The sequence below is a fragment of the uncultured Chitinophaga sp. genome (assembly GCF_902168175.1).
Lineage (GTDB): Bacteria > Bacteroidota > Bacteroidia > Chitinophagales > Chitinophagaceae > Chitinophaga.
This window is the reverse complement of record NZ_CABHOU010000054.1, coordinates 193,563-220,378: the sequence shown is the minus strand read 5'-3', so window position 1 is coordinate 220,378 and position 26,816 is coordinate 193,563. Positions and strand designations below refer to the sequence as shown.

General features: G+C 47.1%; 24 protein-coding genes and 1 tRNA gene. 15 read left to right on the top strand and 10 right to left on the bottom strand.

Annotated features, from left to right (window positions below):
* Positions 1-60: 60 nt before the first annotated feature.
* The 3 genes from QZT80_RS11575 to QZT80_RS11565 all read right to left on the bottom strand — a co-directional run bounded on the left by QZT80_RS11575 (position 61) and on the right by QZT80_RS11565 (position 5,135).
* Complete coding sequence (locus QZT80_RS11575; RefSeq protein WP_295121890.1) at positions 61-504, bottom strand: hypothetical protein; 444 nt, start codon at positions 502-504, stop codon at positions 61-63.
* A gap of 97 nt (positions 505-601) precedes the next feature.
* Entirely contained in the window at positions 602-1,864 is a 1,263-nt protein-coding gene (locus QZT80_RS11570; RefSeq protein ID WP_295121888.1) for an adenylosuccinate synthase, read from the bottom strand.
* Between the two features lie 1,018 nt (positions 1,865-2,882).
* Entirely contained in the window at positions 2,883-5,135 is a 2,253-nt protein-coding gene (locus QZT80_RS11565) for a RelA/SpoT family protein (protein WP_295121886.1), read from the bottom strand.
* A 200-nt stretch (positions 5,136-5,335) separates the two neighbouring features.
* Between QZT80_RS11565 and QZT80_RS11560 the strand changes: the two genes are divergently transcribed.
* From QZT80_RS11560 to QZT80_RS11540, 5 genes are all read left to right on the top strand, one after another.
* A tRNA-Leu gene (locus QZT80_RS11560) sits at positions 5,336-5,417 on the top strand.
* A 174-nt stretch (positions 5,418-5,591) separates the two neighbouring features.
* Positions 5,592-6,977 carry a trigger factor gene (tig, locus tag QZT80_RS11555; protein ID WP_295121884.1) on the top strand — a complete coding sequence of 462 codons (1,386 nt, stop codon included), beginning with the start codon at positions 5,592-5,594 and terminating at the stop codon, positions 6,975-6,977.
* Positions 6,967-7,671 carry an ATP-dependent Clp endopeptidase proteolytic subunit ClpP gene (gene clpP, locus QZT80_RS11550; RefSeq protein ID WP_295121882.1) on the top strand — a complete coding sequence of 235 codons (705 nt, stop codon included), beginning with the start codon at positions 6,967-6,969 and terminating at the stop codon, positions 7,669-7,671. The genes tig and clpP overlap by 11 nt, the downstream gene beginning before the upstream one ends.
* Before the next feature lie 165 nt (positions 7,672-7,836).
* Positions 7,837-9,078 (top strand): ATP-dependent Clp protease ATP-binding subunit ClpX, encoded by a 1,242-nt coding sequence (gene clpX, locus QZT80_RS11545; protein ID WP_295121881.1) that lies wholly within the window; start codon positions 7,837-7,839, stop codon positions 9,076-9,078.
* A gap of 81 nt (positions 9,079-9,159) precedes the next feature.
* Complete coding sequence (locus QZT80_RS11540) at positions 9,160-9,360, top strand: hypothetical protein (RefSeq protein ID WP_295121879.1); 201 nt, start codon at positions 9,160-9,162, stop codon at positions 9,358-9,360.
* Positions 9,361-9,555: 195 nt separating this feature from the next.
* Here the strand turns inward: QZT80_RS11540 and QZT80_RS11535 are convergent, their stop codons facing one another.
* Positions 9,556-10,434 carry a cytochrome c gene (locus QZT80_RS11535; RefSeq protein ID WP_295121876.1) on the bottom strand — a complete coding sequence of 293 codons (879 nt, stop codon included), beginning with the start codon at positions 10,432-10,434 and terminating at the stop codon, positions 9,556-9,558.
* Between the two features lie 607 nt (positions 10,435-11,041).
* Here QZT80_RS11535 and QZT80_RS11530 point away from each other — a divergent pair.
* Positions 11,042-11,518, top strand: coding sequence for a helix-turn-helix transcriptional regulator (locus tag QZT80_RS11530; protein WP_295121874.1), 477 nt, complete (start codon positions 11,042-11,044; stop codon positions 11,516-11,518).
* A 234-nt stretch (positions 11,519-11,752) separates the two neighbouring features.
* Here QZT80_RS11530 and QZT80_RS11525 read toward each other — a convergent pair whose 3' ends face one another.
* The 6 genes from QZT80_RS11525 to QZT80_RS11500 all read right to left on the bottom strand — a co-directional run bounded on the left by QZT80_RS11525 (position 11,753) and on the right by QZT80_RS11500 (position 18,219).
* Positions 11,753-13,378: an NADP-dependent glyceraldehyde-3-phosphate dehydrogenase gene (locus tag QZT80_RS11525; RefSeq protein WP_295121872.1), complete on the bottom strand. Its 1,626-nt coding sequence runs from the start codon at positions 13,376-13,378 to the stop codon at positions 11,753-11,755.
* Positions 13,379-13,465: 87 nt separating this feature from the next.
* Entirely contained in the window at positions 13,466-14,608 is a 1,143-nt protein-coding gene (locus QZT80_RS11520; protein ID WP_295121870.1) for an acyl-CoA dehydrogenase family protein, read from the bottom strand.
* A gap of 14 nt (positions 14,609-14,622) precedes the next feature.
* Positions 14,623-15,504 (bottom strand): helix-hairpin-helix domain-containing protein, encoded by an 882-nt coding sequence (locus QZT80_RS11515; protein ID WP_295121869.1) that lies wholly within the window; start codon positions 15,502-15,504, stop codon positions 14,623-14,625.
* Between the two features lie 33 nt (positions 15,505-15,537).
* Positions 15,538-16,308: an MBL fold metallo-hydrolase gene (locus QZT80_RS11510; RefSeq protein WP_295121867.1), complete on the bottom strand. Its 771-nt coding sequence runs from the start codon at positions 16,306-16,308 to the stop codon at positions 15,538-15,540.
* A gap of 2 nt (positions 16,309-16,310) precedes the next feature.
* Positions 16,311-16,643, bottom strand: a complete 333-nt coding sequence (locus tag QZT80_RS11505) for a hypothetical protein (protein WP_295121865.1) — start codon at positions 16,641-16,643, stop codon at positions 16,311-16,313.
* 22 nt (positions 16,644-16,665) lie between these two features.
* Positions 16,666-18,219, bottom strand: coding sequence for a bifunctional response regulator/alkaline phosphatase family protein (locus QZT80_RS11500; RefSeq protein ID WP_295121863.1), 1,554 nt, complete (start codon positions 18,217-18,219; stop codon positions 16,666-16,668).
* Positions 18,220-18,423: 204 nt separating this feature from the next.
* Between QZT80_RS11500 and QZT80_RS11495 the strand changes: the two genes are divergently transcribed.
* The 9 genes from QZT80_RS11495 (at position 18,424) to QZT80_RS11455 (ending at position 26,776) form a co-directional block, all read left to right on the top strand.
* Positions 18,424-19,650, top strand: coding sequence for an HD domain-containing protein (locus QZT80_RS11495; RefSeq protein WP_295121861.1), 1,227 nt, complete (start codon positions 18,424-18,426; stop codon positions 19,648-19,650).
* A gap of 92 nt (positions 19,651-19,742) precedes the next feature.
* Positions 19,743-20,792: a UDP-3-O-(3-hydroxymyristoyl)glucosamine N-acyltransferase gene (gene lpxD, locus QZT80_RS11490; protein ID WP_295121859.1), complete on the top strand. Its 1,050-nt coding sequence runs from the start codon at positions 19,743-19,745 to the stop codon at positions 20,790-20,792.
* A 31-nt stretch (positions 20,793-20,823) separates the two neighbouring features.
* Positions 20,824-22,236, top strand: coding sequence for a bifunctional UDP-3-O-[3-hydroxymyristoyl] N-acetylglucosamine deacetylase/3-hydroxyacyl-ACP dehydratase (locus tag QZT80_RS11485; RefSeq protein ID WP_295121857.1), 1,413 nt, complete (start codon positions 20,824-20,826; stop codon positions 22,234-22,236).
* A gap of 16 nt (positions 22,237-22,252) precedes the next feature.
* Complete coding sequence (gene lpxA, locus QZT80_RS11480; protein ID WP_295121855.1) at positions 22,253-23,056, top strand: acyl-ACP--UDP-N-acetylglucosamine O-acyltransferase; 804 nt, start codon at positions 22,253-22,255, stop codon at positions 23,054-23,056.
* On the top strand, positions 23,040-23,657 hold the full coding sequence (locus QZT80_RS11475; RefSeq protein ID WP_295121853.1) for an ATP-binding cassette domain-containing protein: 618 nt from the start codon (positions 23,040-23,042) through the stop codon (positions 23,655-23,657). Before lpxA ends, QZT80_RS11475 begins: the two co-directional genes overlap by 17 nt.
* 101 nt (positions 23,658-23,758) lie before the next feature.
* Positions 23,759-25,081 (top strand): MFS transporter, encoded by a 1,323-nt coding sequence (locus tag QZT80_RS11470; RefSeq protein WP_295121851.1) that lies wholly within the window; start codon positions 23,759-23,761, stop codon positions 25,079-25,081.
* Positions 25,078-25,917 carry an MBL fold metallo-hydrolase gene (locus QZT80_RS11465; protein ID WP_295121849.1) on the top strand — a complete coding sequence of 280 codons (840 nt, stop codon included), beginning with the start codon at positions 25,078-25,080 and terminating at the stop codon, positions 25,915-25,917. The genes QZT80_RS11470 and QZT80_RS11465 overlap by 4 nt, the downstream gene beginning before the upstream one ends.
* Positions 25,918-25,930: 13 nt before the next feature.
* Positions 25,931-26,305: a co-chaperone GroES family protein gene (locus QZT80_RS11460; protein ID WP_295121847.1), complete on the top strand. Its 375-nt coding sequence runs from the start codon at positions 25,931-25,933 to the stop codon at positions 26,303-26,305.
* A 15-nt stretch (positions 26,306-26,320) separates the two neighbouring features.
* A complete protein-coding gene (locus QZT80_RS11455) occupies positions 26,321-26,776 on the top strand; it encodes a hypothetical protein (protein WP_295121846.1) in 456 nt (151 codons plus the stop codon).
* Positions 26,777-26,816 lie beyond the last annotated feature (40 nt).

Sequence of the window (26,816 nt, the reverse complement as noted above, 5' to 3'; positions counted from 1 at the left end):
TTTAGTCAGGTTGTCTACGGGAAATTTATGGAACGTCCTGATATCCTATCTGTTTAATGATTAAAAATCATCGTCATCGTCGTCGTCGTACCGATCGTTAAACATGTCTTTAAACTCGTCGTCAATCCCCAGATCATCGTCATCATCGCCCTTTTTAGAGCTCGGACGTCCGCGTTTGGCCTTTGCCTTTGGCATGTCGAATTCCTCGAAATCGGGATCGTAGTTGTCGTCCTCCGATTTACCCCATGAATCATCTTCTTCATCGCCTAAATCGCTGTCATCTCCATCTTCATCCTCTTCATCATCGTCTTTCTTCGATTTAGATGAGGACTTATCTGATTTTTTGGAAGCAGCAGACTTCCGCGGAGTTTCCTCCTCATCGTCATCGTCGTCCTCATCCTCATCTACTTCTTTTTTAGGCTTTTCAGCAGCTTTTTTGGCAGGAGCTGGCTTAGGCGAAGTAGTTTTCTTGGTCTCTTTTTCTTTATCAGATTTTGATTTCATAATGAGTGTAACTTAATATGTTTCTGGCGTAAAGTTTTAACAGAATTTTTTTTTTGCCAACTTTTTTTTGCCCTATTTTTTCCGTACTTTTTTGGGTTTACTTTTCAAGTATCTGGTCCCTGCCAGGGCCATTTGATACGAACTTTACAGGTACCCCCAAATATTCTTCTACGAATATCAGGAATTCTTTCATCTCTTTTGGCAAATCATTATAAGTTTTACTTTCAGAAGTTTTGTGGCTCCAGCCTTTGAACTTTTTAAGCACAGGCTTGATTGCCAGGCCATTAAGCTGGAAAGGCAGCTCCTGCGTCTCTTTTCCGTCTATTTCATACGCTACGCAAGCCTCTACTTCGTCGAACGCATCCAGTACATCGCTCTTGGTCATTACCAGTTCGGTAACACCGCTAAGCATGCAGGTATAGTTCAGTGCAACCAGGTCAATCCAGCCACAGCGGCGTGGACGGCCGGTAGTAGCACCAAATTCACCGCCAACCTGGCGCAGGGCCTCCCCTGTACTATCTTCCAGTTCTGTAGGGAAAGGACCGCTGCCTACACGGGTACAATAAGCTTTTGTTACACCTATTACCTCTTTAATATGCTGCGGTGCAATACCCAAACCAGTACAAACACCGGCAGAAATGGTATTGGAAGATGTTACGAAAGGATAAGTACCAAAGTCTACGTCCAGCATACTACCCTGGGCGCCTTCCGCCAATACCTTTTTACCTTCTTTAATCAGTTTATTCAGAAAATACTCCCCGTTTACCACGTTCATGGTACGCAGGAACTCAACGGCCTCGAAAAATTCTTTCTCCCACCCGGAAATATCCTCGGAAAAGTCGTAGTTCGACAGCAATTGTGCATGCTTTGCCTTCAGTTTAGTATACGCTTCTTCAAAATTGGGTGACATCACATCGCCCACACGAATACCGTTACGACCTGTTTTATCCATATAAGCAGGTCCGATACCCTTCAGGGTAGAACCAATCTTATCGTGACCTTTAGACAGTTCGGACGCCTTATCCAGCGCACGGTGCGTAGGTATGATCACATGCGTTTTCTCTGAAATGAAGAGATTTTTCTTCAGATCAACTCCTTCGGCCGCAATTTTTTCGCATTCTTTCTTAAAAGTCACCGGGTCCAGCACTACACCATTGCCTATCAGGTTGATGGTATTGGAATGGAAAACACCGGATGGAATAGTATGTAATACAATTTTCCGGCCTTCTACATATAACGTATGCCCTGCGTTCGGGCCACCCTGGAAACGGGCAATAACGTCATAGTTGCCTGCAAAGTAATCAACGATCTTGCCTTTACCCTCGTCGCCCCATTGCAGACCTAACAATACATCTACCATGATAATTTAAAGTTTAATATTTCGTGTGCGGTTTTAAAAAGAAAGGCAAAAATAAGCGAAACCGGCAAAAGGAGAAGTAAAAAAAGAAATTTGGGCAACCAGCAACAAATCTCTGCTCAACCGCCGTTGTGTCACTCCCTTCAACAGCAACGTTCTCCCCGTCATCGCGAGGAACGAAGCGATCCTCGTGTGTAGTCATTGCCTGCAATAATTGGTTGTAAGGAGGGCAGGCAACACTATCGGCTTACTTGCGTGATAGGCTGTGCCTTGCGAAATCCCGGCTCCCTTGCCCGTACTAATTTACGCTGGCCGGCAGGGTTTTACTGATGCAAAGACTGCGCACGAGGATCGCTTCGTTCCTCGCGATGACGGTCAGGGTGATGCCCGCTGACGCGGGCACACAATAGAATAATCAGGCGTCCCTAGGGCTTTCGCTGTAATCATATGTGGTACCGGGTACAAATCTAAAGATCACTCCCTTCAACGGCAGTAACAACATAGGGCATTAATAATATAGCCCCCCTTGCCCAGGTTCTTCCGTTACCTCCTGCCTCCCTCACTCCTGGTAACATCTTTATAGGACAGTTGCTCCATCCTAGGTTCATCCTAGGTTAATCCTAGGTTCATCCTAGGTTCATTCTAGGTTAAAAAGCCTAGAATCTACCTAGTATCTACCTTAGATCTACCTTGGATATACCTGGAATATGGCCAGGGTCCAGCAGGGTTGGTATAAGGATCGTACTACACCCGGACGAAAGCCACGGCGTAAAACATTGTTTTACAACAGGTAATGAAAAAACACCGGAAGCCCAGCCAGAGGGAGCAACCATTTAGATGCACAGACACCGCCCCCATGGAAGAACTGAACGTTGCCCATCGTTGTACTGGCGTTGAAGGGAGCGACGTAACGGGGGCTGAATGTAGTACTGTGGCTGGTAAAATGATGACAGGAACGCACAAAAAAAGGGCGCCGCCAAAGCCAGCGACGCCCTACCTTATCAGATTATTACAAAAGATTTTATTCTTCCCAGCGGGTGACGGCCTGTATACCGTCCAGCGATTTGAGGCGGTCTAACAGCTCCTCCAGCTCCTCTTTGTCATGCACAAACACCTTGATGCGGCCTTCGAACAGGCCTTCGCGGCTCTCGATGGTGAGGGCGGCAATGTTCACTTTTAACTCGCCGGAAATGATGTTGGTGATCTTGTGAATGACACCTACATCGTCCATACCAATAATCCGCAGGCCGGTGAGGAAGGATATCTCGCGATTCTTTACCCACTTGGTTTTTACGACGCGGTGGCCGTAATTGGCCAGTAACTGCGCGGCATTGGGACAATTCGTGCGGTGAATCTTAAGGCCCTCGCTGGCGGTTACAAAGCCAAATACATCGTCGCCGGGAATGGGCCGGCAGCAGTTGGCCAGCTTATAGGCTATCCTGTCGGAGCTTTCGCCGAATATGATCAGCTCTGCATCTTTTTTATTACTGTGTTTGGTGCTGGCTTCCTCTACGTGTACCGGCTCTGCGGGTTTTACCGGTTTTGGAGGGTCCAGCCGGTCGCCCAGTACATGGAAGTTCTTAAGTTCGCCCAGGTCTATGTTTTTCACCGCTATCTGGTAGTAAAGGTCCAGCGGCGACGGTTGTTTATAGTATTGGGTAACCTCGTTAATGTTATGCTGGCTCATAGGCACCTTGAGGTGACTGAACTTACGCTCCAGCACATCTTTACCATCCATGGCCACGGTACGCTTTTCTTCCTTCAGCGCATCCTTAATCTTGGTTTTGGCCTTGGCGGTAATAACGAAATTGAGCCAGTCTTCCGAGGGTTTCTGCTTATTGGTGGTAATGATCTCTACCTGGTCGCCACTGCGCAGTTTATGGCTAAGCGGCACCAGTTTATAGTTCACTTTGGCGCCAATACACTTGTTACCAACCGCGGAGTGAATAGAGTAGGCAAAGTCGAGCGCGGTGGAGTTTACAGGCAGTATACGCAGATCGCCCTTGGGGGTGTATACATAAATCTCCTCTGTAAACAGGTTGCTTTTAAAGTCGGCCAAAAAGTCGAGCGTATTGGAATCGGGACTGTTCAGTATCTCGCGGATTTGCGTAAACCACTGGTCAAACTTAGACTCCTGCACGCTTTGATTGCCTTCTTTATAACGCCAGTGGGCGGCAAGACCCTTCTCAGCGTAGTCGTTCATCCTCTTAGACCGTATTTGTACCTCCACCCATTTACCGTTGGGGCCCATCACCGTTACGTGCAGGGCCTCATAACCGTTGCTCTTCGGGTTGCTAAGCCAGTCGCGCGTACGTTCGGGGCTGGGGTGGTAAAAGTCGGTAATAATGGAATATACCTTCCAGCAGTCCGACTTCTCCTTTTCTATCGGGCTGTCCATGATAATGCGGATGGCAAACAGGTCGTACACCTCTTCAAACTGCACCCCTTTGGTTTTTATTTTATGGGAGATGGAGTGGATAGATTTGGGACGGCCGTATATCTCAAAGTTGAAACCCTCTTCCCTGAGTACCTCCTTAATAGGTTTGATGAACTCGTTCACGTAACGTGTACGTTCGCGTTTGGTTTCATTCAGTTTTTTGGCAATATCGCGATAGGTATCCTGCTCCGTGTACTTCATGGCCAGGTCTTCCATCTCACTTTTAATATTATACAGGCCGAGGCGGTGTGCCAGCGGGGCGTATATAAACACCGTTTCAGAAGCGATCTTCAGTTGTTTCTCCCGCTGCATGCTGTCGAGCGTACGCATATTATGCATACGGTCGGCCAGCTTTATGAGTATTACCCTGGGGTCGTCGGCCAGGGTAAGCAATATTTTTTTGAAGTTTTCCGCCTGTGCGGTGGTGGTACTCGAGTTATTATTAGAATCGATAACGGTGGATATTTTGGTAAGGCCGTCAACGATGTGTGCGATTTCGGCACCGAACTCGCGTTCCACATCTTCGAGGGTTACTTCCGTATCTTCCACGGTATCGTGTAACAGGGCGCAAATAGCAGAGCGTACGCCCAGTCCTATTTCTTCCACAGTTATTTGTGCTACTGCGAGGGGGTGAAGGATGTAAGGTTCGCCGGATTTACGGCGCATGTGCCGGTGGGCGTCCGCTGCCATTTCAAAGGCCGTACGTACCGCTTCCCTGTCGCCGCCTTTATTAAAACGGGGCTTCAGCGCGCGCATCAGGGCGCGGTAGTGGCGAATGATTTCCTTTTTCTCCTGTTCTTCGTCCAGATTATATTTTTTAACAACCGCTGTATCCATACTATATCAAAAATACGAAAGTTATGTATTGGTTCCATGATACGATTGTTGTGCAACCGTAGTGAGCATAAACCGCAGTACATATTATGAAAAAACTACCTACTAATCAATGAATTTGGCCGTTGGTAATTATTTTTATAATTCACAAAAAACAATACCTTTGCAGACCTTTTTCGTAAGGGGATATGCTCTTTTAAAATGCGGGTGTGGTGAAATTGGTAGACACGCCAGACTTAGGATCTGGTGCCTTACAGCTTGTAGGTTCGAGTCCTATCACCCGCACTTTTTTCAGTTTTATGCCAAATCTGCCCCTTTTTCCGGGGGCTTGGCACTTCGGCCTGCTAAAAAGGCAGGGACAACCTTCGCTGCAGGCTCATGGCACAATCTTCGTGCAAGTGTATCACCGGCCTGAATTAAACAAAACACGTGTTTTAATTTTTAATATTATATAACAAGATGGCAACTGTAACCAGAGAAAACATTGGTTTATTGAATGATAAGATCACTGTGAAAGTGAGCCAGGAAGATTACCTTCCGAATTATGATAAAGCTGTTAAGCATTTTACCAAAACAGCCAACATCCCTGGTTTCCGTAAGGGTATGGTACCTGCCGGCATGATCAAGAAGATGCATGGTCAGGCTATATTCGCGGACGAAGTGATCAAAACAGTAGAAAAAGAGCTGACTGGCTACCTTCAAACAGAGAAACTTGAAATTTTCGGCCAACCGCTTCCTCTGGAAACCAATTCCATCAACTTTGACCATTCTGCTCCTTCAGAATATGACTTCGGTTTCGAAGTAGGTTTGAAACCTTCTTTTGAAGTAGATGCCCTGCTGGCAAAAACAGCCCTCACCAAATATAATGTAACCGTTACAGATGAGATGGTGAATGAAGAGGTAGACCGTATGCGCCTGAAAGGTGGCGAAATGAGCGAGCCTGAGAGCATCACTACGGAAGATAACGTAATAACCGTTACATTTGATGAGTCAGACTCGAAAGGAAAGCTGACCGAAGGTGGAATCAAAAAAGAAAACACCGTCCTCGTTAAAAATTTCACTACTGCTATCCAGGAACAACTCCAGGGCAAGAAAGTAAACGATACCATCACTATCCAGTTGTCCAAAGCTTTTGAGAAAGAAAGACTGGACTGGATTTTGAAAGACCTGGGACTGGACGCCGCCGATAAAGACGCTGCCAAGAAGTACTTTACGCTCACCATCACTAAAGTTGGTTTGATCGCTAAAAGGGAACTGAACGAAGCTTTCTTTAACGAAGTTTACCCTGGCCAGAACATTACCACCGCTGAGGCTTTCAATGCCAAATTGAAAGAAGAGATGGCAAAATACTGGGCGCAGGAAGCCAAGAACCACATGCACAACGACCTGTTCGAAACCCTGGTGCACGAAACACCGATCGAACTGCCTAAAGAGTTCCTGGTTCGCTGGTTACAAACCGGTGGCGAAAAGCCAAAGACTGCTGAAGAAGCAGCCGCAGAATACCCTAACTTCGACCATCAGCTGCGCTGGACCCTCATCAGCGACAAACTGATCCGCGATAATAAACTGGAAGTTTCTTTCGAAGATCTGAAAGAAAGAATGAAACAACAGATCATGGGCTACTTTGGCCAGGTTGGTGGCGCTACAGGCGAAGCACCAGAATGGTTGGACAGCTACATGGAACGTTTGTTACAGGACGAAAAACAGGTAGACCAGACTTACCGCGAAATGATTACGACCAAGCTGTTTGATTGGGCCGAAACGAAGGTGAAAGTGAAAGAAGAGGATATCACTGCAGAAGAATTTGTAAAATTGCCTCATAAACATCACCATCATGAACATTAATAATAACGAATTCAGGAAATACGCCATCAAGCATCATGGTATCAGCAGCCTGGTTGTAGACAGTTATACAAAACACCAGGTAAACTCCCTGACGCCTTACATCATCGAGGAGCGCCCGATGCAGATAGCTCAGCTGGACGTATTCTCCCGTTTGATGATGGACCGCATCATTTTTATGGGCGACCCCGTTAGCGATTATGTTGCAAACGTGATCACCGCTCAGTTGCTGTTCCTGGAATCAACAGACCGTACCCGCGATATTCAGATGTATATTAATAGCCCTGGTGGTAGCGTTTATGCCGGTTTAGGTATTTACGACACTATGCAGCTCGTTACCCCCGATATCGCTACTATTTGTACAGGCATGGCCGCTTCATTCGGCGCTGTACTGCTGGTAGCCGGTACAAAAGGTAAACGTACTGCGCTGAAACATGCACGTGTAATGATTCACCAGCCTCACGGCGGTGCGGAAGGCCAGACTTCAGATATCGAGATCACCGCAAGGGAGTTCATCAAACTGAAGAAAGAGCTGAACGAAATCATCGCTTCACACAGTGGACAGCCGGTTAAGAAAGTAGAGAAAGACGGCGACCGTGACTACTGGATGACTGCTGAAGAAGCCAAAGAATACGGCATCATCGATGACGTACTCGAAAAAAACCCAAGAAAAAAAGCGGCTGAAAACCCGCAGTAATATTTAGAACGTCCCGCAGCTGCGGGACGTTTCTTTTAAATCCCGCTGGTGACTTTTATAACAGAACTGTTAAAACAGCCCGCTCCCCTTATGCTAACCGTAAAAAAGCGTAATTTTACAGGCCCTTGTGTGGGGGATGGACAAAGTCACCTTAAAAAAATTTAGATGAAAGATTCCAAGATAAGATGTTCGTTTTGCAACCGGTCCAAAGATGAGGTACAGATACTGATTGCGGGGGCAGACGGGCATATATGTGAGAACTGCGTGGCAAATGCTCAGGAAATCATTGAACAGGAACTGTTTCACCAGGAAGGTAGCAAAAAGGCTGCGGCTCAGCATTTCGTGCCTAAAGTAGCTAAACCGGTGGAAATCAAACATTTCCTCGACGATTACGTAATCGGGCAGGACGATGCGAAAAAGATCATGGCCGTTGCCGTGTACAATCACTATAAAAGGCTGAACCAACAGGTAGGCGATGATGAAGTAGAGATCGAAAAATCGAACCTTATCATGGTAGGCGAAACCGGCACCGGTAAAACCCTGCTGGCTAAATCCATTGCCAAACTGCTGAACGTACCCTTTACTATCGTGGACGCTACCGTATTTACCGAAGCCGGTTATGTGGGCGAAGATGTGGAAAGCATTCTTACCCGCCTGCTGCAGGTGTGTAACTATGACGTAGAAGCAGCCGAACGCGGAATCGTGTATATCGATGAGATCGACAAAATTGCCCGCAAGAGCGATAACCCGTCGATTACCCGCGACGTAAGCGGCGAAGGTGTGCAACAGGGTCTGCTGAAACTGCTGGAAGGCACCGAAGTGCTGGTACCACCACAAGGCGGCCGTAAACACCCCGAGCAGAAGCTGATCAAGGTAAATACGCAAAATATACTCTTCATTTGCGGCGGTGCATTTGATGGGGTCGACAGGATCATCAGCCGCCGTATCCAAACCCACTCTATCGGTTTTACCGTTAACAAAGAGAAGGAAGAAGATGCGAAAAAGCACATCCTGCGTTATGTAAGCTCACAGGACCTGAAATCGTTCGGCCTTATCCCCGAATTACTGGGCAGGCTGCCGGTGGTTACTTACCTGAACTCGCTGGACAAAGACGCGCTCAAACAAATTCTCACCAAACCTAAAAACGCGCTGGTGAAACAATACCGTAAACTGTTTAAAGTAGAAGGTATTACACTGGAATTTGATGACGATGCCATGGATTATATCGTTGACAAAGCGATGGAATTTAAACTTGGCGCACGCGGCCTTCGCTCTATCTGCGAGGTGGTACTCAGCGACGCAATGTTCGAACTGCCATCCAGCAACGAAACCAGCTTTACGCTCACCAAGGCTTACGCCCAGGCTAAACTGGAACAGTCGACGCTCACCAAACTGAAAGTAGCTTAAGGTATTATCACCAGATAAATTATACGCAAATGCCGGAGTAACTGCCGGCATTTGTTTTTTAAACCCTAAAACACACGTTTTATGCAGGAGCTTATTCAACAAATACAAGAAAGGGCCGGAGTATCGGCAGAACAGGCAGAAAGAGCCATTGAAGCCGTTAAAGACTTCGTAAAAGCGAAGTTGCCGCCCATGTTGGCTGGTAATGTAGATACCTGGTTCGGTAGCCTCGCTGGCCAGGCGGAGAAGCCGAAAACAGAAAAGGACGAGGATTTTCTCGACTAAGTATGAAGGCGGTCCTCACGGGCCGCCTTTTTCCATTAATCAAAACCGGAAAACGGTCTACGCAATCTGGACCTCATCCATTTTCATCAACGCAGCGAAGAATTAAAAGGGCGGTTAAAATTAGCAATACACATAAATGAGGAAGGGCGCACCAACGAATGGTGCGCCCTTTTTTGCTATTTTATTCTACCTAAACTACTTCATGGAGTTCAAATACAGGTGTAATGCCTTCAGCTCATCGTCACTATAATTCTGTGTCATCTTCCAGGGCATTTCTGCATTGTTCAACGTTTTACCTTCCGGTGTTTTACCAGTACGCAAAGCAGTAATAAATTGCTCGTCCGACCACTTACCAGGATTACCCGTGCTGGAAATATCTGCTACGAATTTGCCACCGGGCACCGGGCTTTCGCCACCTTTAAATGTAGGATGATGGCAGCCGCTGCACGACATTGACAGGTATTCGCCGTAAGCAGCCGTCACTTCTTTCTTTACTTCAGTTCTTGGTTTGTATTGATGATCGATCATCTCTGCCGGTGCAATGGGAATTTTGTCCAATGCGGCCAGTACGATACCCAGCGGGCCTAATTTATCTTCCGGCAGATCACTGTCTACAGCCGGTTGCGCTTTGATGAACGCAATGAGATTACCGAGGTCCTGGTCGGAGAGTTTGTAGTATTCATACGAAGGCATGATGAACAAAGTTTTTCCTTCCTTATCAATACCATGGCGTAATGCACGCAGCCAGTCGAGGTCTGTACGATCGGCGCCAATACCGCCTTTACCTTTGGTCAGGTTAGGGCCGGAGAAGCGACCTATCATGGGGTCGTCCAATTCGGTATGACCTTCGAGATTTGCACCATGACAACCGCCACAGCCTTTCATATCGAACACACGTTTACCTGCAGCAACCGATGCTGAATCCGTAGGGATGTTAACTTTATGCACCGTTACATTGTATACCTTGTTTTGCCTGTTCGTTACTTTAATGTAGAACACTACCCAGGCGATTAAAATCACTACGATGAGGGAGGCAATGGAAATGCCGGTCCATTTTAAGATCTTCCGTATCATGGGGGTTATTAGATTTAGTAAGGCAAAGGTAGAAGGGCTTCATTGATCGGATGGTACGTAATGGGTAGTAAAACGTACGAATAAAGGAGTAAAATGCGCGGATCACTATCCGAAGTGAATAAGTAATATAACCGGCAATACGCATCAACATAAAAAAATGGCGGCCCCCAAATGGAGGACCGCCCACTTAAAACAACTGACACCTGCTAAAATTAGTTCAGGCATTCAGCGCTCATTCCTGGTTTTTCAGAATACGGCCTTCTCTTTTCCGGCCCTAAGCCATATTTACCGCTCATCACAAACCAACCGTATTAATCATCTCTTCAAAACACCTACGTACAACCGCTCCCGTGGCGGTTTAAGTAGTTATACGGATAACGTCAGCCTATGGCCCCATTCGCCGTTCGTACCTGAATGTTAGATCATGTACAACCTTACCACCCACACGAGTAAAACCGCCAGTAATAAGCCGGCCAGTAATACGCCCGTCCATTTTATTATTTTCCTTAACATCGTTTCCGTCTACTTTTACATCGCAAATTTACCCCAGCGTACCCAGCCAACTGGTACGTACAACGGAATAACAAATACGTAAAACGGATTAACAATGACACCCCAGCAAACATTAACAAACGAACAAACAACGGCTGCTGCCGCTCCTTATTCTTTCCTCAACGTTGGAACCGCCCATTACAAGTTCTTCACCGAAATGGCCATACCGGCCAGGCGTACGCTTTCGGCGCATCAACACTACCAACTGAAACCAGCAGACATCAGCACCATGCATTCCATTAAAAGTTATCTCCAGCAACATTTCCTCGACGAGGACCTGAGCCTGAAAATGCTTTGCCAGAAGTTTGGGTTGAATGAATTTAAACTGAAGAAGGGATTTAAGATGCTGTTCGGCCAAACGGTATTCGGCTACGCTCACCAGCTTAAAATGCAGCTATCGCGCGATATGCTGATGACCCGCAACCTGAACGTGAATGAAACAGCTGAATTATTGGGCTATAGTACGCCAAACCATTTTTCGGCAGCCTTTAAGAAGATGTACGGCTTTTGCCCTGGAAAATTACTTCGCTGAAACATCACCTGCTTAAAATAAAACAGGCTGTAAAAGATTTACAGCCTGTTTTTTTGGAGTAGATTTTTTCTCGATGTTTCGTGGTTTTGTTAGGTTGATAAATTGGTAAGGAAAGTAATAACCCAAATTTAACGTTCTCTTTACATAAAACCATCACACTAACATGTAATTATTTTTGTCTCGTAAAGTAAATGTCATGACAATATATCATGACATTCCTTAACATCAGAAATATTAAAATATATATTTTGTTGATAAAAAGTTAGATGTCTGATCGCTAACGATTTTATTGATCAAAGCTTTGTTCTGCTCGGTTTGTTTGGTGGCCACCAGCGAGCGAATAGAAAATGCGCGCAAAGCGTCAAAAACTGACAAAGTAGCCTCCGCTGAGTCCTTGCGGCCCGTGAAAGGGAAGATATCGGGCCCCCGTTGACACTGGCAATTGATGTTTACCCTGCTCACCTGGTTCACCAACGGATCAATGAGCGAAGCCAGTTCGGCAGCGTTGTTACTGAACACGCTTACCTGCTGACCATGTTCCGATTCGATCAGGTATTCGATAGGCGTTTCGATATCATCGAAAGGCAATACCGGTATCACCGGACCGAATTGTTCCTCACTATATAATTTCATTTGCGAGTTCACCGGGTACAATACTGCCGGATATACGAACGACTCGTTAGTGGCACCGCCGTGTTTGTTGATCACCTTAGCGCCGTGTTGAATCGCATCTTCTATCACCGTTTTAAGATACTTGGGCTTTTGTGGTTCAGGTAAGGGCGTGAGGGCCACACCTTTCTGCCATGGCATACCGAACGGCAGTTTTTCAATAGCGGCCGACAGCTTCGTGAGGAATTGATCGGCCACCTTACGATGCACGAATATAATTTTGATGGCGGTACAACGCTGACCGTTAAACGATAGAGAGCCCAGCACACACTCCTGCACCGCAAGATCAATATCAGCTTTCTCCGTAATGATCGCCGCATTCTTAGCATCGAGGCCCAGGATGGCGCGCAGCCTGTTTACCTTCGGGTGCATTTTCTTCAACTGATTGGCCACTTTGCTGGAACCGATCAACGTAAGCACATTAATACGGCCCGATTCCATCAGCGGCTGAATGATCACATTACCGCGCCCGTAAATAGTGTTTACCACACCTTTGGGGAAACAGGTGCGGAAAGCTTCCAGCAGCGGGTAATGTACTAAGGTGCCGTGTTTAGGAGGTTTGAACAAAAGGGTATTACCCATAATAAGCGCCGGAATAAGCGTGGTAAAGGTTTCGTTCAGCGGATAGTTAAATGGGCCCATACACAACACCACGCCCAGCGGGCTACGACGGATCTGGCCTATAATGCCCTGCTCCTGCTCGAAGCGCGATGATTTACGGTCCAGTTCTTTCAGCGCATCGATGGTGGCATGAATGTATTCTACCGTACGGTCGAACTCTTTTGCAGAATCGGCGTATGATTTACCGATTTCCCACATAATGAGCTTTACCACTTCCTCTTTCTTTTCGATCATTTTGCCCGTAAACTTCTCTACGCAGCCGATCCTTTCAGACACCGACATCGTAGGCCATTCGCCGCGGCCATTGTTATAGGCTTTTTCGGCGTCGTCCAGGGCGGCCATAGCTTCCTGCTGGCCACACAGCGGATACGAGCCTATTATTTTACGTTGCAGTCCTTCAGGTGTTTTAATGCAGATGGGGGACAATACGGTATGTACATCGCCATTCCAGGGTTTCATTTCGCCACCGGAAAGATATTCGCGCTGGTGCATTTCGGCAGGCAAACGAAAGGCTTCCGGGATCGCTTCGGCCTCGGGGAAGATATGGCTTAACTGTTCTTCAAATTCCATAACATGTTGATTAAGATCAGTAAGATATAAAAAAGCCGGTGGTTATTCCACCGGCTTATGTGTTAAATATTTGCGCAAACGATTCCGTTATTTCTTTAACGCTTCTCTTGCAATTACGATCTTTTGTATTTCGGAAGTGCCTTCGCCGATGGTGCAAAGTTTGGCGTCGCGGTAGAACTTTTCCACTGGAAAGTCTTTCGTATAGCCATAACCGCCAAATATCTGCACGGCGTCGTTCGCTGTTCTAACTGCCACTTCGCTTGCATAATACTTTGCCATAGCAGCCTCTTTCGTCATAGGTTGTTTCCTGTTTTTCATATCGGCCGCCTGCATGGTCAGTAGTTCTGCTGCTTCAATTTCAGTAGCCATATCAGCCAGTTTAAAGGAAATACCCTGGAAAGATGCAATGGGTTTATCGAACTGATAGCGTTCCTGGGCGTATTTGGCGGCAGCTTCAAACGCGCCTTTAGCAATACCAAGGGAAAGGGCGGCGATTGAAATACGGCCACCGTCCAGTACTTTCATCGACTGTATAAACCCATCTCCCACTACACCCAGTACGTTGGCGGCTGGTATGCGGCAGTTATCGAATATCATTTCGGCAGTTTCGGAAGCCCGCATGCCCAGTTTGTTTTCCTTTTTACCACCGCTGAAACCTGCAGTGCCTTTTTCTACAATGAAAGCAGTCATACCGTGGCTATCGCGCACCTCGCCCGTACGGGCGATCACAACAGCAACGTCGCAGCTTTTACCATGTGTGATCCAGCATTTGGCACCGTTCAGTATCCAGTCATCGCCATCCTGCTTTGCCACACATTTCATGTTCATTGCATCAGAGCCGGTGTTAGGTTCGGTTAGGCCCCAGGCACCAATCCATTCGGCAGTAGCGAGTTTGGGCAGGTATTTTTGTTTTTGTTCTTCGTTGGCGAATTGCAGAATGTGGCCGGTGCAGAGGGAGTTGTGAGCGGCTACGCTAAGACCGATGGCGCCGCAGATTTTAGATATTTCGCTTATTACAGTAACATACTCGAGGTAACCAAGGCCGGCGCCATTGTACTTTTCGGGCACCAATACGCCCATCAGCCCAAGCTGGCCAAGCTGTTTAAAAAGATCAACGGGGAAGGTCTGGTTTTCATCCCAGTCCATGATGTGGGGTTGCATGTGCGTTTTTCCAAAGTCCCTAATCATCTGCGCGATCTGTTGTTGCATTTCCGTAGGCTCAAAATTCATAACAGGAAAGTGATTTAATTGATCGTGATGTAATTTTCAATTTTACGATAAATAATATCATCCACCAATGGTAGCTCTTTAAGCGTTTCTATCGACTTAAAAGCCCCGTGAACACTGCGGTACCGGATGATTTGTATAGCCAGTTTCGTGTTGATGTATGGATGTTCTGCTAAAGATTTCTCATCTGTATGATTGAGATCGATTTTTCTTAGTGAAATGCTACCCATGCGAAGGAAAGGTTGAATTTTATTAAAAACCGAATCCGGCAGGCCATAGGTTTCTGCTACCTGCTCCGGAAAATAGAAGCCTCCCAGCCTGTCCCGGAACCTCACTATCCTCTTTGCAAATCCCGGGCCGATACCCGGTAATTGCTCCCATGCCGCAGAATCTGCCTCGTTCACATCCACCGGTTGCGGGCCTTTCCGGGCTGCGAACGGGCGCTTATATACGGTATCCCTGCTTTCAGGAATGCGTACGTAAGGCAATAATCGTTCGTATTCATCCTTAGCCAGCGTATATATCTTCTGTAAATCTTCCTTTTTCCTGAACCTGCCGCCCTTTTCTACAAACCGGCTGATACTGCGGGCAGTGCGCTCTCTTACACCCATCTTCATCCATCCTTCCAAACTTAAGGTGTTAGGATCAAAGGGGGTCGGTGAGAAGATGGGCGCTTTTTCTTTCCGGGGCTTATAGGCAGGCGGAGCTTCTACAGGCCGCGAAAGAAAAGCGGTTACTTCTTTTTCAAAAGCAACTTTATCCACTACCGGTGGCTGGTAAAAGTAAGGACGAAGGAGTGGCACCAGGTAAATAACAACGATCAGCACAAGTAAAGCGATGATGCCTTTGCGCTCGCGCGCCGAGAAGTCGAGATAATCCTTTAGGAATTTCCTGAACATGGGTTAACAACATTTAACTGTATGAATGTACAGCTAAATTTCGATTTCCAATCCATCGTACGCAAGCGCAACACCGGCCGGCAACTGCCTGCTCACTTCATCGTGTAACCCAAGCTGGTGGCTGATATGCGTAAGGTACAATTGTGGTATTTCAAGCTCCCGCCCGATCTCGATAGCCTCTTCGAGTGTAAAGTGAGAAATATGTTTTTCGTGACGCAGCGCGTTCAACACCAACACCTTCGATCCTTTGATTTTTTCCTTTTCTTCCGGTGCGATGTAATTAGCATCCGTAATGTAAGTGAAGTCGCCAAAGCGGAAGCCCGTTACCGGCATTTTATGGTGCATTACATTAATCGGTGTAATGGACAGGCCGTTGATCTCAAAGGCATCGTCGGGTATAGTGCGCAACGTAATTTCCGGTATGCCGGGATATTTAAAATCCGCAAAAGCGTAGGAAAACTCGCGGATGATCACATTCTGGGAGAAGTCGCTGGCATAAATATCGATCGCACTGTTCTGGAAATAGTTAAAGGCCCTGATATCGTCCATACCGGCGATATGATCTTTATGGCTATGGGTGATGAGCACACATTCGAGGTGTTTCATCTTAGCCCGCAGCATCTGGTAACGGAAGTCGGGCGTGGTATCTACTACAATATTACCCGCATCAGACTGTACGAGCAGACTGCTGCGCAGGCGGTTATCTTTTGGATTATGCGAGGCGCATACCTCACATCCACAGGCAATTACAGGTACTCCCTGCGAGGTGCCTGTTCCAAGAAAAGTAAATTTCAGTTTGCTCACGATTATTCCGGTGTGGTGGTGGGGGTTTCTTCCTCATCCTGCTCCGCAGTTGTTGCGGCATCGGTAAGGGCTTTACTGTCTAATACCTGTTTGTACAGTTTCTGCGACTCCGCACTCATAAAGTCCACATCTACCTGTATGTTGGGTAAAATGTCCAGCAGGGTGTTAATACGCCCCTCCATTGTGAGGAACTTGTTGACTACCACTACCTTTTTGTGTTCGAGCAGGCAGTAACCGGACATAAAACTGCCCTTCTCATAGCGAATGATGTACTTAGACTCCTCGAAAATCTTTTCCAGCTTAGCCAGATTATTTGGTGTGATCTTCAGATTCATGGTGCAAATGTAACAAAAAGGCTTATTTGCTCACCATCCGCGCCACCGGAACGATCATTTCCTCCAGGGATATGCCGCCATGCTGGAAGGTGTTGCGATAATAGTTTACAAAATAGTTGTAGTTATTAGGATAACAGAGGTAACCGTCTTCACGGGCAAAGATGTACGAAGAGTTTACATTCGGTCGGGGCAGTCCGGCATCCTTGGGATCACGGAAAGCCAGTACTTCTTTCGCATCATAGTTGAGGTTGCGGCCATGTTTGTAACGAAGGTTAGTAGTGGTTTGCTTATCCCCGATCACCTTTACCGGTGTTTTTACCCTCACGCTGCCATGGTCGGTAGCCACAATGATATTGATCTTTTTATCGGCCACCTTCTTTAAGGCCTGGTGTAAGGGCGAGTGTTCGAACCAGCTAGCTGTAATAGAGCGATAGGCCGTTTCGTCGCCCGCCAGTTCCTTAAGTACTTCCATTTCCGTACGGGCATGGCTCAGCATGTCCACGAAGTTGTATACAATAATGTTGAGCGGGAAGTTCATCATATTGTGAATGTTATTCACAAGGTGCTGGCCGTCGTTATGGTTCACCACTTTGGTATAGGAAAAGCGCATGTCGTGGCGCAGGCGTTGCAACTGGCCGGCAAAGAACTTCTCTTCGAACAGGTTTTTACCCCCGTCTTCATCATCGTTTTTCCACTCTTCCGGAAAGCGGGCCTCAATATCTATGGGCAGCATGCCGGCAAAAATGGCGTTACGGGCGTATTGGGTAGATGTGGGAAGTATGCTGTAAAACGTATCTTCTTCCACCAGGCGAAACGTTTCCGAAAAGATCGGCAGGATCGTTTTCCACTGGTCGTAACGCAGGTTATCTATTAATATAAAGAAGTTAGGAACGTTGGGATCGATGTTAGGGAATACTTTGTCGCGGAACAGCGTGTGCGACAGTACCGGCGCATCTTTAGCATTGGGTTTCAGCCAGTCGGTATAATTACGGGCAATGAACTTGGCAAATTCAGTGTTAGCCTCGGCCTTCTGGGAACTTAACACCTCCGTCATCGAAGCACTGTCGGTTTTCTCCATTTCCATTTCCCAGTACACCAGTTTTTTATAGATATCCGACCAGCCGCGGTGGTCGGGGTTATCATTAAGTGCCATGAACAGATCGCGAAACTGCTGCTGGTAGGCGGTAGTTGTTTTTTCAGATACCAGCCTTTTGTTATCGATGATCTTTTTAAGCGACAACAATACCTGGTTGGGGTTTACCGGTTTAATAAGATAATCGGTGATCTGTGAGCCAATAGCCTCGTCCATCACGTTCTCCGCCTCATTTTTGGTAATCATCACCACCGGGATCTGCTGGTCGATCTCTTTGATCTTGCCCAGTGTTTCCAGGCCTGTAATGCCGGGCATCGACTCGTCGAGCAGCACCACATCCACAATATTTTCCTTCAGGAAGTCCAGTGCATCATACCCGTTGGTGAGTGCAGACACGTGGTAACCCTTATTTTCCAGGAACATTATCTGCGACCGCAGCGACTCTATTTCATCATCTACCCAAAGTATGTTGATTTGGCTCATGCTGGCTTTTATATGTGTGTTTTTAAAATTACGCCCAATTTCGACAAAAACCATTCCCCATTCCTACCGTACTCATCCAATAAAATGTTAAAGAACGCAAAAACCGATGAGGGTATTTTCCAGTTGGAGCGTCTTATCATTAAAAAAGTGCCGAATGAAGTTTTAGTACAGTAGCTTTGTACCGCTTCCGAAATAAAGTAATGAATGACTGAGCGAAAACGTAAAATTGTAAACGATCCGGTATATGGTTTTATAACCATTGATCACCCCTTGATATTCAAACTTATATCACATCCCTATTACCAGCGTTTACGGCGCATCCACCAGATGGCCCTGGCCCAGATGGTTTACCCGGGTGCCATGCACACCCGTTTCCACCACAGTTTAGGGGCCTATCACCTCATGAGCTGCGCTTTGTCAGAGTTAAAGGGTAAAGGCTTCGAAATCACCCATGAGGAGGAAATTGCGGCTAAAATGGCCATTTTACTGCACGACATTGGTCACGGCCCCTACTCCCATGCTTTGGAACATTCCATCGTAGAAGGCGTATCCCATGAGGAAATAAGCCGTTACCTGATGGAAGCACTCAATAAGGAAATGGATGGAGAGCTGACGCTGACGATTGAGATATTTAACGGCCTTTATCATAAAAAATTCCTACATCAGTTGGTTTCCAGCCAGTTAGATGTAGACAGAATGGACTACCTGAACCGCGACAGCTTCTTTACCGGGGTGTCGGAAGGTGTAATCGGGTACGACCGCATCATAAAAATGCTTACCGTACACAAAGGCGAGCTGATGGTGGAAGAGAAGGGAATCTATTCCATAGAAAAGTTCATCGTATCGCGCAGGCTGATGTATTGGCAGGTGTACCTGCACAAAACCGTATTAAGTGCCGAAAATATGCTGGTAAAGGTGCTTTCCAGGGCAAAACACCTGGCGCTGGCCGGCGAAGAGGTGTTCAGCTCCCCCGCCCTGCACTATTTCCTGTATAATACCGTTAGTAAAACCGAGTTCGAGCAAAACCCGGAATGCCTGGCGCAGTTCTGCCTGCTGGACGATTACGATGTGATGGGTGCCATTAAAGCCTGGGCCACTCACCCCGACAAAGTACTGAGCACTTTAAGTAATATGCTGATAAACAGAAACTTATTTAAAGTGGTACTCACCAGTGAACCCTTCGACCAGGAAACTGTTACTGTGCTTAAAAGCAAGGTGGAGCTGGCATGGGGCTTTAAAGGAGATGAACTCGACTACTTTGTATTTACCGACAATGCGAGCCTCCGGGCGTATAATATGACCGACGAGAAGATCAATATCCTTTTTAAAGATGGCACGTTTAAGGACATTTCGTCGATCGATAACGCATTAATCAGCCATACATTGGCTATACCGATAAAAAAATTCTACATTTGTCATCCAAAAATCTAGGCTAACAACGTTTTATAAAATAATTAACATGTTATATATTACGTTTATATTATCCGGTGATGGCCTGGTAGGTAACAATTCAAATTATATTTATGCAGTTTAGCGCATTACAATTGGCAACCATCTTGGGTGGTAAGCTCGAAGGAAATCCGGACGTTAAGGTACACAACATCGCTAAAATTGAGGAAGCGGGTGAGGGACTCCTGAGTTTCATCGCCAACCCGAAATACGAAGAGTTTATTTATACCACGAAGGCATCTATATTAATTGTAAACGATACGCTGGTAGTTGAACGCCCGATAACACCTACGCTTATACGCGTGAAGGACGCTTACAGCAGTTTTGCCCTGCTGCTGGAAAAATACAACCAGATGGCCGGCGATAAACGCGGCATCCAGCAACCCTCTTTCATCCCCGCTTCGGTAAAGATGGGTGAAAACGTGTTTGTAGGCGCTTTCGCTTACCTGGGCGAAAACGTGGTGCTGGGTAACAATGTAAAGATCTACCCTGGCGTATACTTAGGCGATAATGTGAAGATTGGCGACAACACGGTGGTATTCCCCGGTGTAAAGGTTTACGACTTTTGCCAGGTAGGTAAAAATGTGATATTACATGCAGGCTGTGTACTGGGCGGCGATGGCTTCGGCTTTGCACCCCAGCAGGACGGCAGTTATAAAAAAGTACCCCAGATCGGCAACGTAGTACTGCACGACAATGTAGAAATTGGCGCCAACACTACTATCGACCGTGCTACCATGGGCTCTACCGTTATCCACACCGGCGTAAAGCTGGATAACCTGATCCAGATAGCGCATAATGTGGAGATTGGACAGAATACGGTGATAGCAGCGCAAACCGGTGTATCCGGCAGCACAAAAATTGGCCGTAACTGTATTATCGGCGGGCAGGTAGGTATCGTTGGTCACATCCAGATTGCGGATGGCACCAAGATCAATGCACAAAGCGGCTTGTCTAAATCGATCACCGATCCGAATAAATCACTTACCGGCTCACCTGCGTTTGATTATAAGAGCTCACTGAAAAGCCAGGCTATATTTAGAAATTTGCCCGACCTGGAAAAGCGTGTGAAAGAACTGGAGGACATGGTTAAGCAACTACTGTCCGAAAAAGAAGGTGTTTAAGAATTTGTAGGAAAGTTTTATAGTTATAATTATGATGGAAAATACGCAGTTACCCAACCAGCATACTCTTAAAAGCCAGGTAACGATATCCGGCGTTGGTTTACATACCGGCGCACACGTAAATATGACCCTTAAGCCGGCTATCGCCGGTTTTGGTATTAAATTCCAACGTATAGACCTGCCCGACCAACCGGTGGTGAAAGCAGATTGCGACTATGTTGTTGACACCGCACGTGGCACAACCCTGGAGCATAACGGTGCCAAAGTCAGCACCGTAGAACACCTGCTTGCCGCCCTCGTAGGCGGCGGCGTCGACAACGTACTCGTGGAACTGAACGGTCCTGAAATTCCTATTATGGACGGCAGTTCACAACCTTTCATCGACATTATTGAAGAAATAGGTATACAGTCGCAAGATGCAAAAAAGATCTATTACTCTATCGACACCAACATCAGCTATTATGATGATGTAAAAAAGGTAGAAATGGTGGCTTTGCCTTCTGTAGACTACCGCATTACCGCGCTGATCGATTTTAACTCACAGGTACTTGGCACACAACACGCCAACCTGAAGCACATGGACGATTTCAAAAAAGAGATCGCACCCTGCCGTACTTTCTGTTTCCTGCACGAGCTGGAATACCTGGTAGCCAACAACCTGATCAAAGGTGGCGACATCAATAACGCGATCGTGGTAGTAGACAGAGCGGTAACGGAAGAAGAACTGGAACGCCTGGCCAAAGTGTTTAACCGCGAAAAAATATCTGTTGCACAAAGAGAAGGCATCCTCAATAATATATCCCTTCGTTTCCCGAACGAGCCGGCCCGCCACAAGCTGCTGGATATCGTAGGCGACCTGGCGCTGATAGGCTACCCGATCAAGGCGCATATCATTGCCAACAGGCCTGGCCACGCTTCTAACGTGGAGTTTGCGAAGAAGATCAAATCATACATCAAAAAGAACAAGCACGTTAAGGATATTCCGATTTACGATCCTAACCAGCCTGCCGTTTTTGACATTAACCGCATTGCGCGCACCCTGCCACACCGCTACCCGTTCCTGATGGTTGATAAGATCATCGAACTTTCGGACAATATGGTAGTAGGTATTAAGAACGTTACTTTCAATGAGTTCTTTTTCCAGGGTCACTTCCCCAACAACCCGGTAATGCCCGGCGTGTTGCAGATCGAGGCTTTGTCGCAGGTAGGTGGCATGCTCGCCCTTAACACCGTGCCTGATCCCGAAAATTACGATACTTACTTCCTGAAAATAGATAACTGCAAGTTTAAGCAGAAAGTGATGCCCGGCGATACGCTCATCATGAAGATGGAATTGCTGAGCCCTATCCGCAGAGGCATCGTGGAAATGCGGGGAACGATTTTCATTGGCAATAAAGTAGCGGCCGAAGCCGATTTAATTGCTCAAATCATCAAATCCAGATAAGGAAAAAAACAGCTTAATGATCCATCCGCTTACGTACATACATCCAGACGCCAAGGTTGCGCCTAATGTTAAAATCGATCCTTTTACCGTTATCCACAAAAACGTTGAGATAGGGGAAGGGACCTGGATAGGTTCCAATGTGACGATCATGGAAGGCGCGCGTATTGGCAGCAACTGCCGTATTTTCCCCGGCGCGGTTATCTCTGCTATTCCACAAGACCTCAAATTCGCACACGAAGATACACTGGTTGAAATAGGCAATAATACCACCATCCGTGAGTATGTGACTATTAACCGTGGTACCAAGGATAAATTTAAAACCTGCATCGGCAGCAACTGCCTGATCATGGCTTACAGCCATATTGCGCACGACTGTGAAGTAGGCGACTACTGTGTTTTTTCCAACAACACTACCCTGGCGGGTCATATTACGGTGGGCAGCCACGTAGTACTGGCAGGTATGGTGGCCGTACAGCAGTTCTGTAAAATTGGCGATCATGCCTTTGTAACAGGCGGCTCGCTGGTACGTAAAGATGTGCCGCCTTATGTTAAGGCCGCACGCGAACCATTGTCTTATGTAGGTGTTAACTCCGTTGGCCTTAAACGCCGCGGTTTCTCCCTGGAGAAAATCAACCACATTCTCGACATCTACCGCATCATCTTTGTAAAAGGAAATAACATCTCCAAAGCGATCCGCATCATCGAAGCCGAGTTTCCGGCTACCGACGAAAGAGACGAAATACTCTCCTTCATCCGTGAGTCTGGCCGTGGCATTATGAGAGGATACAGCACAAAGTCCAGCAATGACGATCTCGCTTAATAACGTAGGAAAACGATTTAATTACGACTGGATATTCCGGGGAGTAAGCCATACGTTTAGCGATAAACAACAATACGCCATCCTGGGCCCCAACGGTTCGGGAAAGTCTACGCTGTTACAGGTCATTAGCGGCCATCAACAACATAATAAGGGTGAAATAGCCTATACGCTCAATGGCGCCGTGCTGGAACAGGACAACCTTTTCCGGTACAGCGCCATTGCTGCTCCTTACCTGGAGCTTATCGAAGAGTTTACCCTGCAGGAAACCTTCGACTTCCACCAGACCTTCAAATCTTTTTTACCTGGCTACACGCCCAGGCAGATCATGGAGATCGTTGGGCTGGACAAGGCGGTGAATAAACAGGTGCGTAACTTCTCCTCCGGTATGAAACAACGGGCCAAACTGGCCCTGGCCATCTTTTCCAACGTACCGCTGCTGCTGCTCGATGAGCCCTGTACCAACCTCGACGCCGCCGGCACGGCACTGTACCGCAGCATGATCAACGACTATTGCATGGACCGTATGGTGATCGTAAGCTCCAACGATCCCCAGGAGTACGACTTCTGCCAGCACACCATCAGCATCACCGATTACAAGTAGCTTTTCAGGAATTTGTTAAATGTATGGGGCAGGCACACAGCTTTCGCCCCAGAATGCTTATTTTTCCGCCCGGGATTGCAAACCCCGCCACGATTTAACCTATGAGCACGAGTAACAAAAAAGTCCTTAACGGCTGGGCCATGTACGATTGGGCCAATTCCGTGTACAACCTGGTGATCACCACCACCTTTTTCCCCGCCTATTTCATTGGCGTTACGGAGCATAATGGCAACGATAACGTGAAGTTCCTGGGTATGGAGCTACGCAACTCTGCGCTGTACGACTATTCGCTGGCCTGTGCTTACCTGCTCATCGCGTTCTGCCTGCCCATACTATCTTCTATTGCAGATAGCAGAGGCAATAAAAAGAACTTCCTTAAATTCTTCTGCTATACCGGTGCTATCGGCTGTTCGTTACTATACTTCTTTACGCCCGACATCATCGGGCCGTATTTTCTCGAATACGGCGTTTTCTGCTTTATGATCGCCACTATTGGTTATTGCGGCGGCCTGGTGTTCTATAACTCCTATCTGCCTGAAATTGCCGCCGTACAAGACCGCGACCGCATCAGTGCAAAAGGCTACGCTTACGGTTATATCGGCAGCGTATTACTGCAACTGGTAGGTTTCGCATTAGTGATGATCAAACCTTTTGGTCTAACCGAAGGCGGTGCGGTACTCACCACTTTTCTGCTGGTAGGCATCTGGTGGGCGAGTTTTGCGCAGATCACCTTCCGCCGCCTGCCAAATCCACCAGCAAAACCAAAGGTAAAAGGCAACGTGCTGAAAGATGGCTTTACAGAGCTGAAGAAAGTATACCATCAGGTAAGCAAAATGCCTGTACTCAAAACCTACCTGCGCGCCTTCTTCTTTTACAGCATGGGCGTACAAACGGTAATGCTGGCTGCTACCATCTTCGGTAAAAAAGAGCTGCATATGGAAAACAGCATGCTGATTTTTACGGTAGTGATCATTCAACTGGTGGCCATCCTGGGCGCATGGATCATGGCAAAACTCTCTTCGAAATACGGCAACTTTAAAGTATTGATCGCGACCGTAATGCTGTGGATATGCGTTTGTACAGGGGCTTACTTTACCTACACTCAAACACAGTTTTTTATCCTCGCGGGTTTGGTGGGATTGGTAATGGGTGGCATACAGGCCCTCAGCCGTTCTACCTACGCCAAACTGATACCGGAAACAACCGATACCACCTCCTTCTTTAGCTACTACGATGTAACGGAGAAGCTGGCCATCGTAATCGGTACTTTCACCTTCGGTTTTATAGATCATATCAGTGGCTCTATGCGCAACTCAGTACTGATACTGATCGTATTTTTCAGCATAGGTCTTATCTGGCTCTTTTCTGCTTTGCGCAAACAGCGTAAATTCGCAGGCAACGGTCCATCAACAGCAGTAGCATGAACTTATACACCATCAACACCGGATACTTTAAATTAGACGGCGGCGCTATGTTTGGCGTAGTGCCTAAAGGCATATGGCAAAAACTAAATCCGCCGGATAATAACAATTTATGCACCTGGGCCATGCGTTGCCTGCTGATAGAAGACGGTAAACGTTTGATTTTAGTAGATAATGGCATTGGCGATAAACAGGACGAGAAGTTTTTCGGGCACTACTTTCTGCATGGCAACGACACGCTGGATAAATCGCTGGCCGCACATGGGTTTAACAGGGATGACATTACCGACGTGTTCCTCACTCACCTGCATTTTGACCATTGCGGCGGCAGTATAAAAAGAGAAGGCGACCAGCTGGTGCCGGCCTTTAAAAACGCCCATTACTGGAGTAACGCCCGCCACTGGCAATGGGCTACACAGCCTAACGACCGCGAAAAAGCGTCGTTCCTGAAAGAGAACATCATGCCCATACAACAAAGCGGGCAGCTGGAATTTGTAACTTCTAAAGAAGGGATTTCATTTACTGATGATATTAAAATCCGCTTCGTGGATGGACATACCGATGCAATGATGTTACCGCAGATCAAATACAAAGACCAGACGATCATTTACATGGCGGACCTGCTGCCATCGGCAGCACACATTCCCATTCCATATGTAATGGCTTACGATACACGCCCCCTGCTTACGCTGGACGAAAAGAAAAGTTTTTTGCAGGAAGCGCTGGACAAAAAATACGTTCTTTACTTCGAGCACGACCCTATTCACGAATGTGGTGTGCTGCAACAAACAGAAAAAGGCATACGCCTGGGCGAAGCATTTCCCCTGAGCGCTTTATAAACAGAAACTAACAATGCATATTACGCCTGATAACAAACTGAGGAAACTGATCGTAGTGGGCGACCGTGTACTGGTAAAACCCACCACACCGCACGAGCGCACTGCCAGCGGCTTATACCTGCCACCCGGTGTTGCCGAAAGAGAAAAAACACAACAGGGATATGTGATTAAAACCGGGCCCGGATACGCTTTACCCGTAGCGTCTGAATCGGACGAGAGCTGGAAACCGGAAGAAGAGAAGGTGAAATATATTCCCTTACAGGCCCGCGAAGGCGACCTGGCCATATTCCTGGTGAACGGTGCCACTGAAGTGGAATACCAGGGCGAAAAATATTACATCGTACCTCAAAGCTCCATACTGTTGCTGGAAAGGGACGAAGAACTATAAAACGAAACGTTCGACATGATGCAAAAGACCTTGATGAGCGCAGCCCTATTGCTGGCCCTCTTTAGCTCCTGCCAGCAGGCGGGCAAACCATCGGAGAAAGACTCGGTAACAACTACCGCCGCCCCTGTAGATTCTGTTGACTTACTCTCGAAAGAAGTAATGGACATCCACGACGAAGGCATGGCAAAAATGATGACCATCCGTCGCCTGAAAGCACAGCTGGATACTGCCATCATGGTACAAAAGAAGGCAGGTAAACCGGTAACCGTTTTTACCGAACAACAGGCCTCGCTGGAAGTAGCCAACAGTGCCATGAACAACTGGATGCACGTATACGACATGGACCTGGAAGGTAAGGACGCCGCTCAGAAGAAAGCCTATCTCCTTTCTGAACGTACCAAAATCACCGCGGTACGCGACACTATGCTAAATGCAATAGATGCCGCTACAAAGGTGCTGCAGAACAAATAATAATTGATTGCACGGCAGCTCATGGGCTGCCGTCGTTTTT

Coding starts and splice junctions, on each gene's coding strand:
- tig (WP_295121884.1), top strand. CDS start 5,592: ATGGCAACTGTAACCAGAGAAAACATTGGTTTATTGAATGATAAGATC.
- QZT80_RS11565 (WP_295121886.1), bottom strand. CDS start 5,135: ATGGATACAGCGGTTGTTAAAAAATATAATCTGGACGAAGAACAGGAG.
- QZT80_RS11530 (WP_295121874.1), top strand. CDS start 11,042: ATGACACCCCAGCAAACATTAACAAACGAACAAACAACGGCTGCTGCC.
- QZT80_RS11455 (WP_295121846.1), top strand. CDS start 26,321: ATGATGCAAAAGACCTTGATGAGCGCAGCCCTATTGCTGGCCCTCTTT.
- QZT80_RS11575 (WP_295121890.1), bottom strand. CDS start 504: ATGAAATCAAAATCTGATAAAGAAAAAGAGACCAAGAAAACTACTTCG.
- QZT80_RS11520 (WP_295121870.1), bottom strand. CDS start 14,608: ATGAATTTTGAGCCTACGGAAATGCAACAACAGATCGCGCAGATGATT.
- lpxD (WP_295121859.1), top strand. CDS start 19,743: ATGCAGTTTAGCGCATTACAATTGGCAACCATCTTGGGTGGTAAGCTC.
- QZT80_RS11475 (WP_295121853.1), top strand. CDS start 23,040: ATGACGATCTCGCTTAATAACGTAGGAAAACGATTTAATTACGACTGG.
- QZT80_RS11485 (WP_295121857.1), top strand. CDS start 20,824: ATGATGGAAAATACGCAGTTACCCAACCAGCATACTCTTAAAAGCCAG.
- clpX (WP_295121881.1), top strand. CDS start 7,837: ATGAAAGATTCCAAGATAAGATGTTCGTTTTGCAACCGGTCCAAAGAT.
- QZT80_RS11535 (WP_295121876.1), bottom strand. CDS start 10,434: ATGATACGGAAGATCTTAAAATGGACCGGCATTTCCATTGCCTCCCTC.
- QZT80_RS11495 (WP_295121861.1), top strand. CDS start 18,424: ATGACTGAGCGAAAACGTAAAATTGTAAACGATCCGGTATATGGTTTT.
- lpxA (WP_295121855.1), top strand. CDS start 22,253: ATGATCCATCCGCTTACGTACATACATCCAGACGCCAAGGTTGCGCCT.
- QZT80_RS11460 (WP_295121847.1), top strand. CDS start 25,931: ATGCATATTACGCCTGATAACAAACTGAGGAAACTGATCGTAGTGGGC.
- QZT80_RS11525 (WP_295121872.1), bottom strand. CDS start 13,378: ATGGAATTTGAAGAACAGTTAAGCCATATCTTCCCCGAGGCCGAAGCG.
- QZT80_RS11465 (WP_295121849.1), top strand. CDS start 25,078: ATGAACTTATACACCATCAACACCGGATACTTTAAATTAGACGGCGGC.
- QZT80_RS11515 (WP_295121869.1), bottom strand. CDS start 15,504: ATGTTCAGGAAATTCCTAAAGGATTATCTCGACTTCTCGGCGCGCGAG.
- QZT80_RS11570 (WP_295121888.1), bottom strand. CDS start 1,864: ATGGTAGATGTATTGTTAGGTCTGCAATGGGGCGACGAGGGTAAAGGC.
- QZT80_RS11505 (WP_295121865.1), bottom strand. CDS start 16,643: ATGAATCTGAAGATCACACCAAATAATCTGGCTAAGCTGGAAAAGATT.
- QZT80_RS11470 (WP_295121851.1), top strand. CDS start 23,759: ATGAGCACGAGTAACAAAAAAGTCCTTAACGGCTGGGCCATGTACGAT.
- QZT80_RS11540 (WP_295121879.1), top strand. CDS start 9,160: ATGCAGGAGCTTATTCAACAAATACAAGAAAGGGCCGGAGTATCGGCA.
- clpP (WP_295121882.1), top strand. CDS start 6,967: ATGAACATTAATAATAACGAATTCAGGAAATACGCCATCAAGCATCAT.
- QZT80_RS11500 (WP_295121863.1), bottom strand. CDS start 18,219: ATGAGCCAAATCAACATACTTTGGGTAGATGATGAAATAGAGTCGCTG.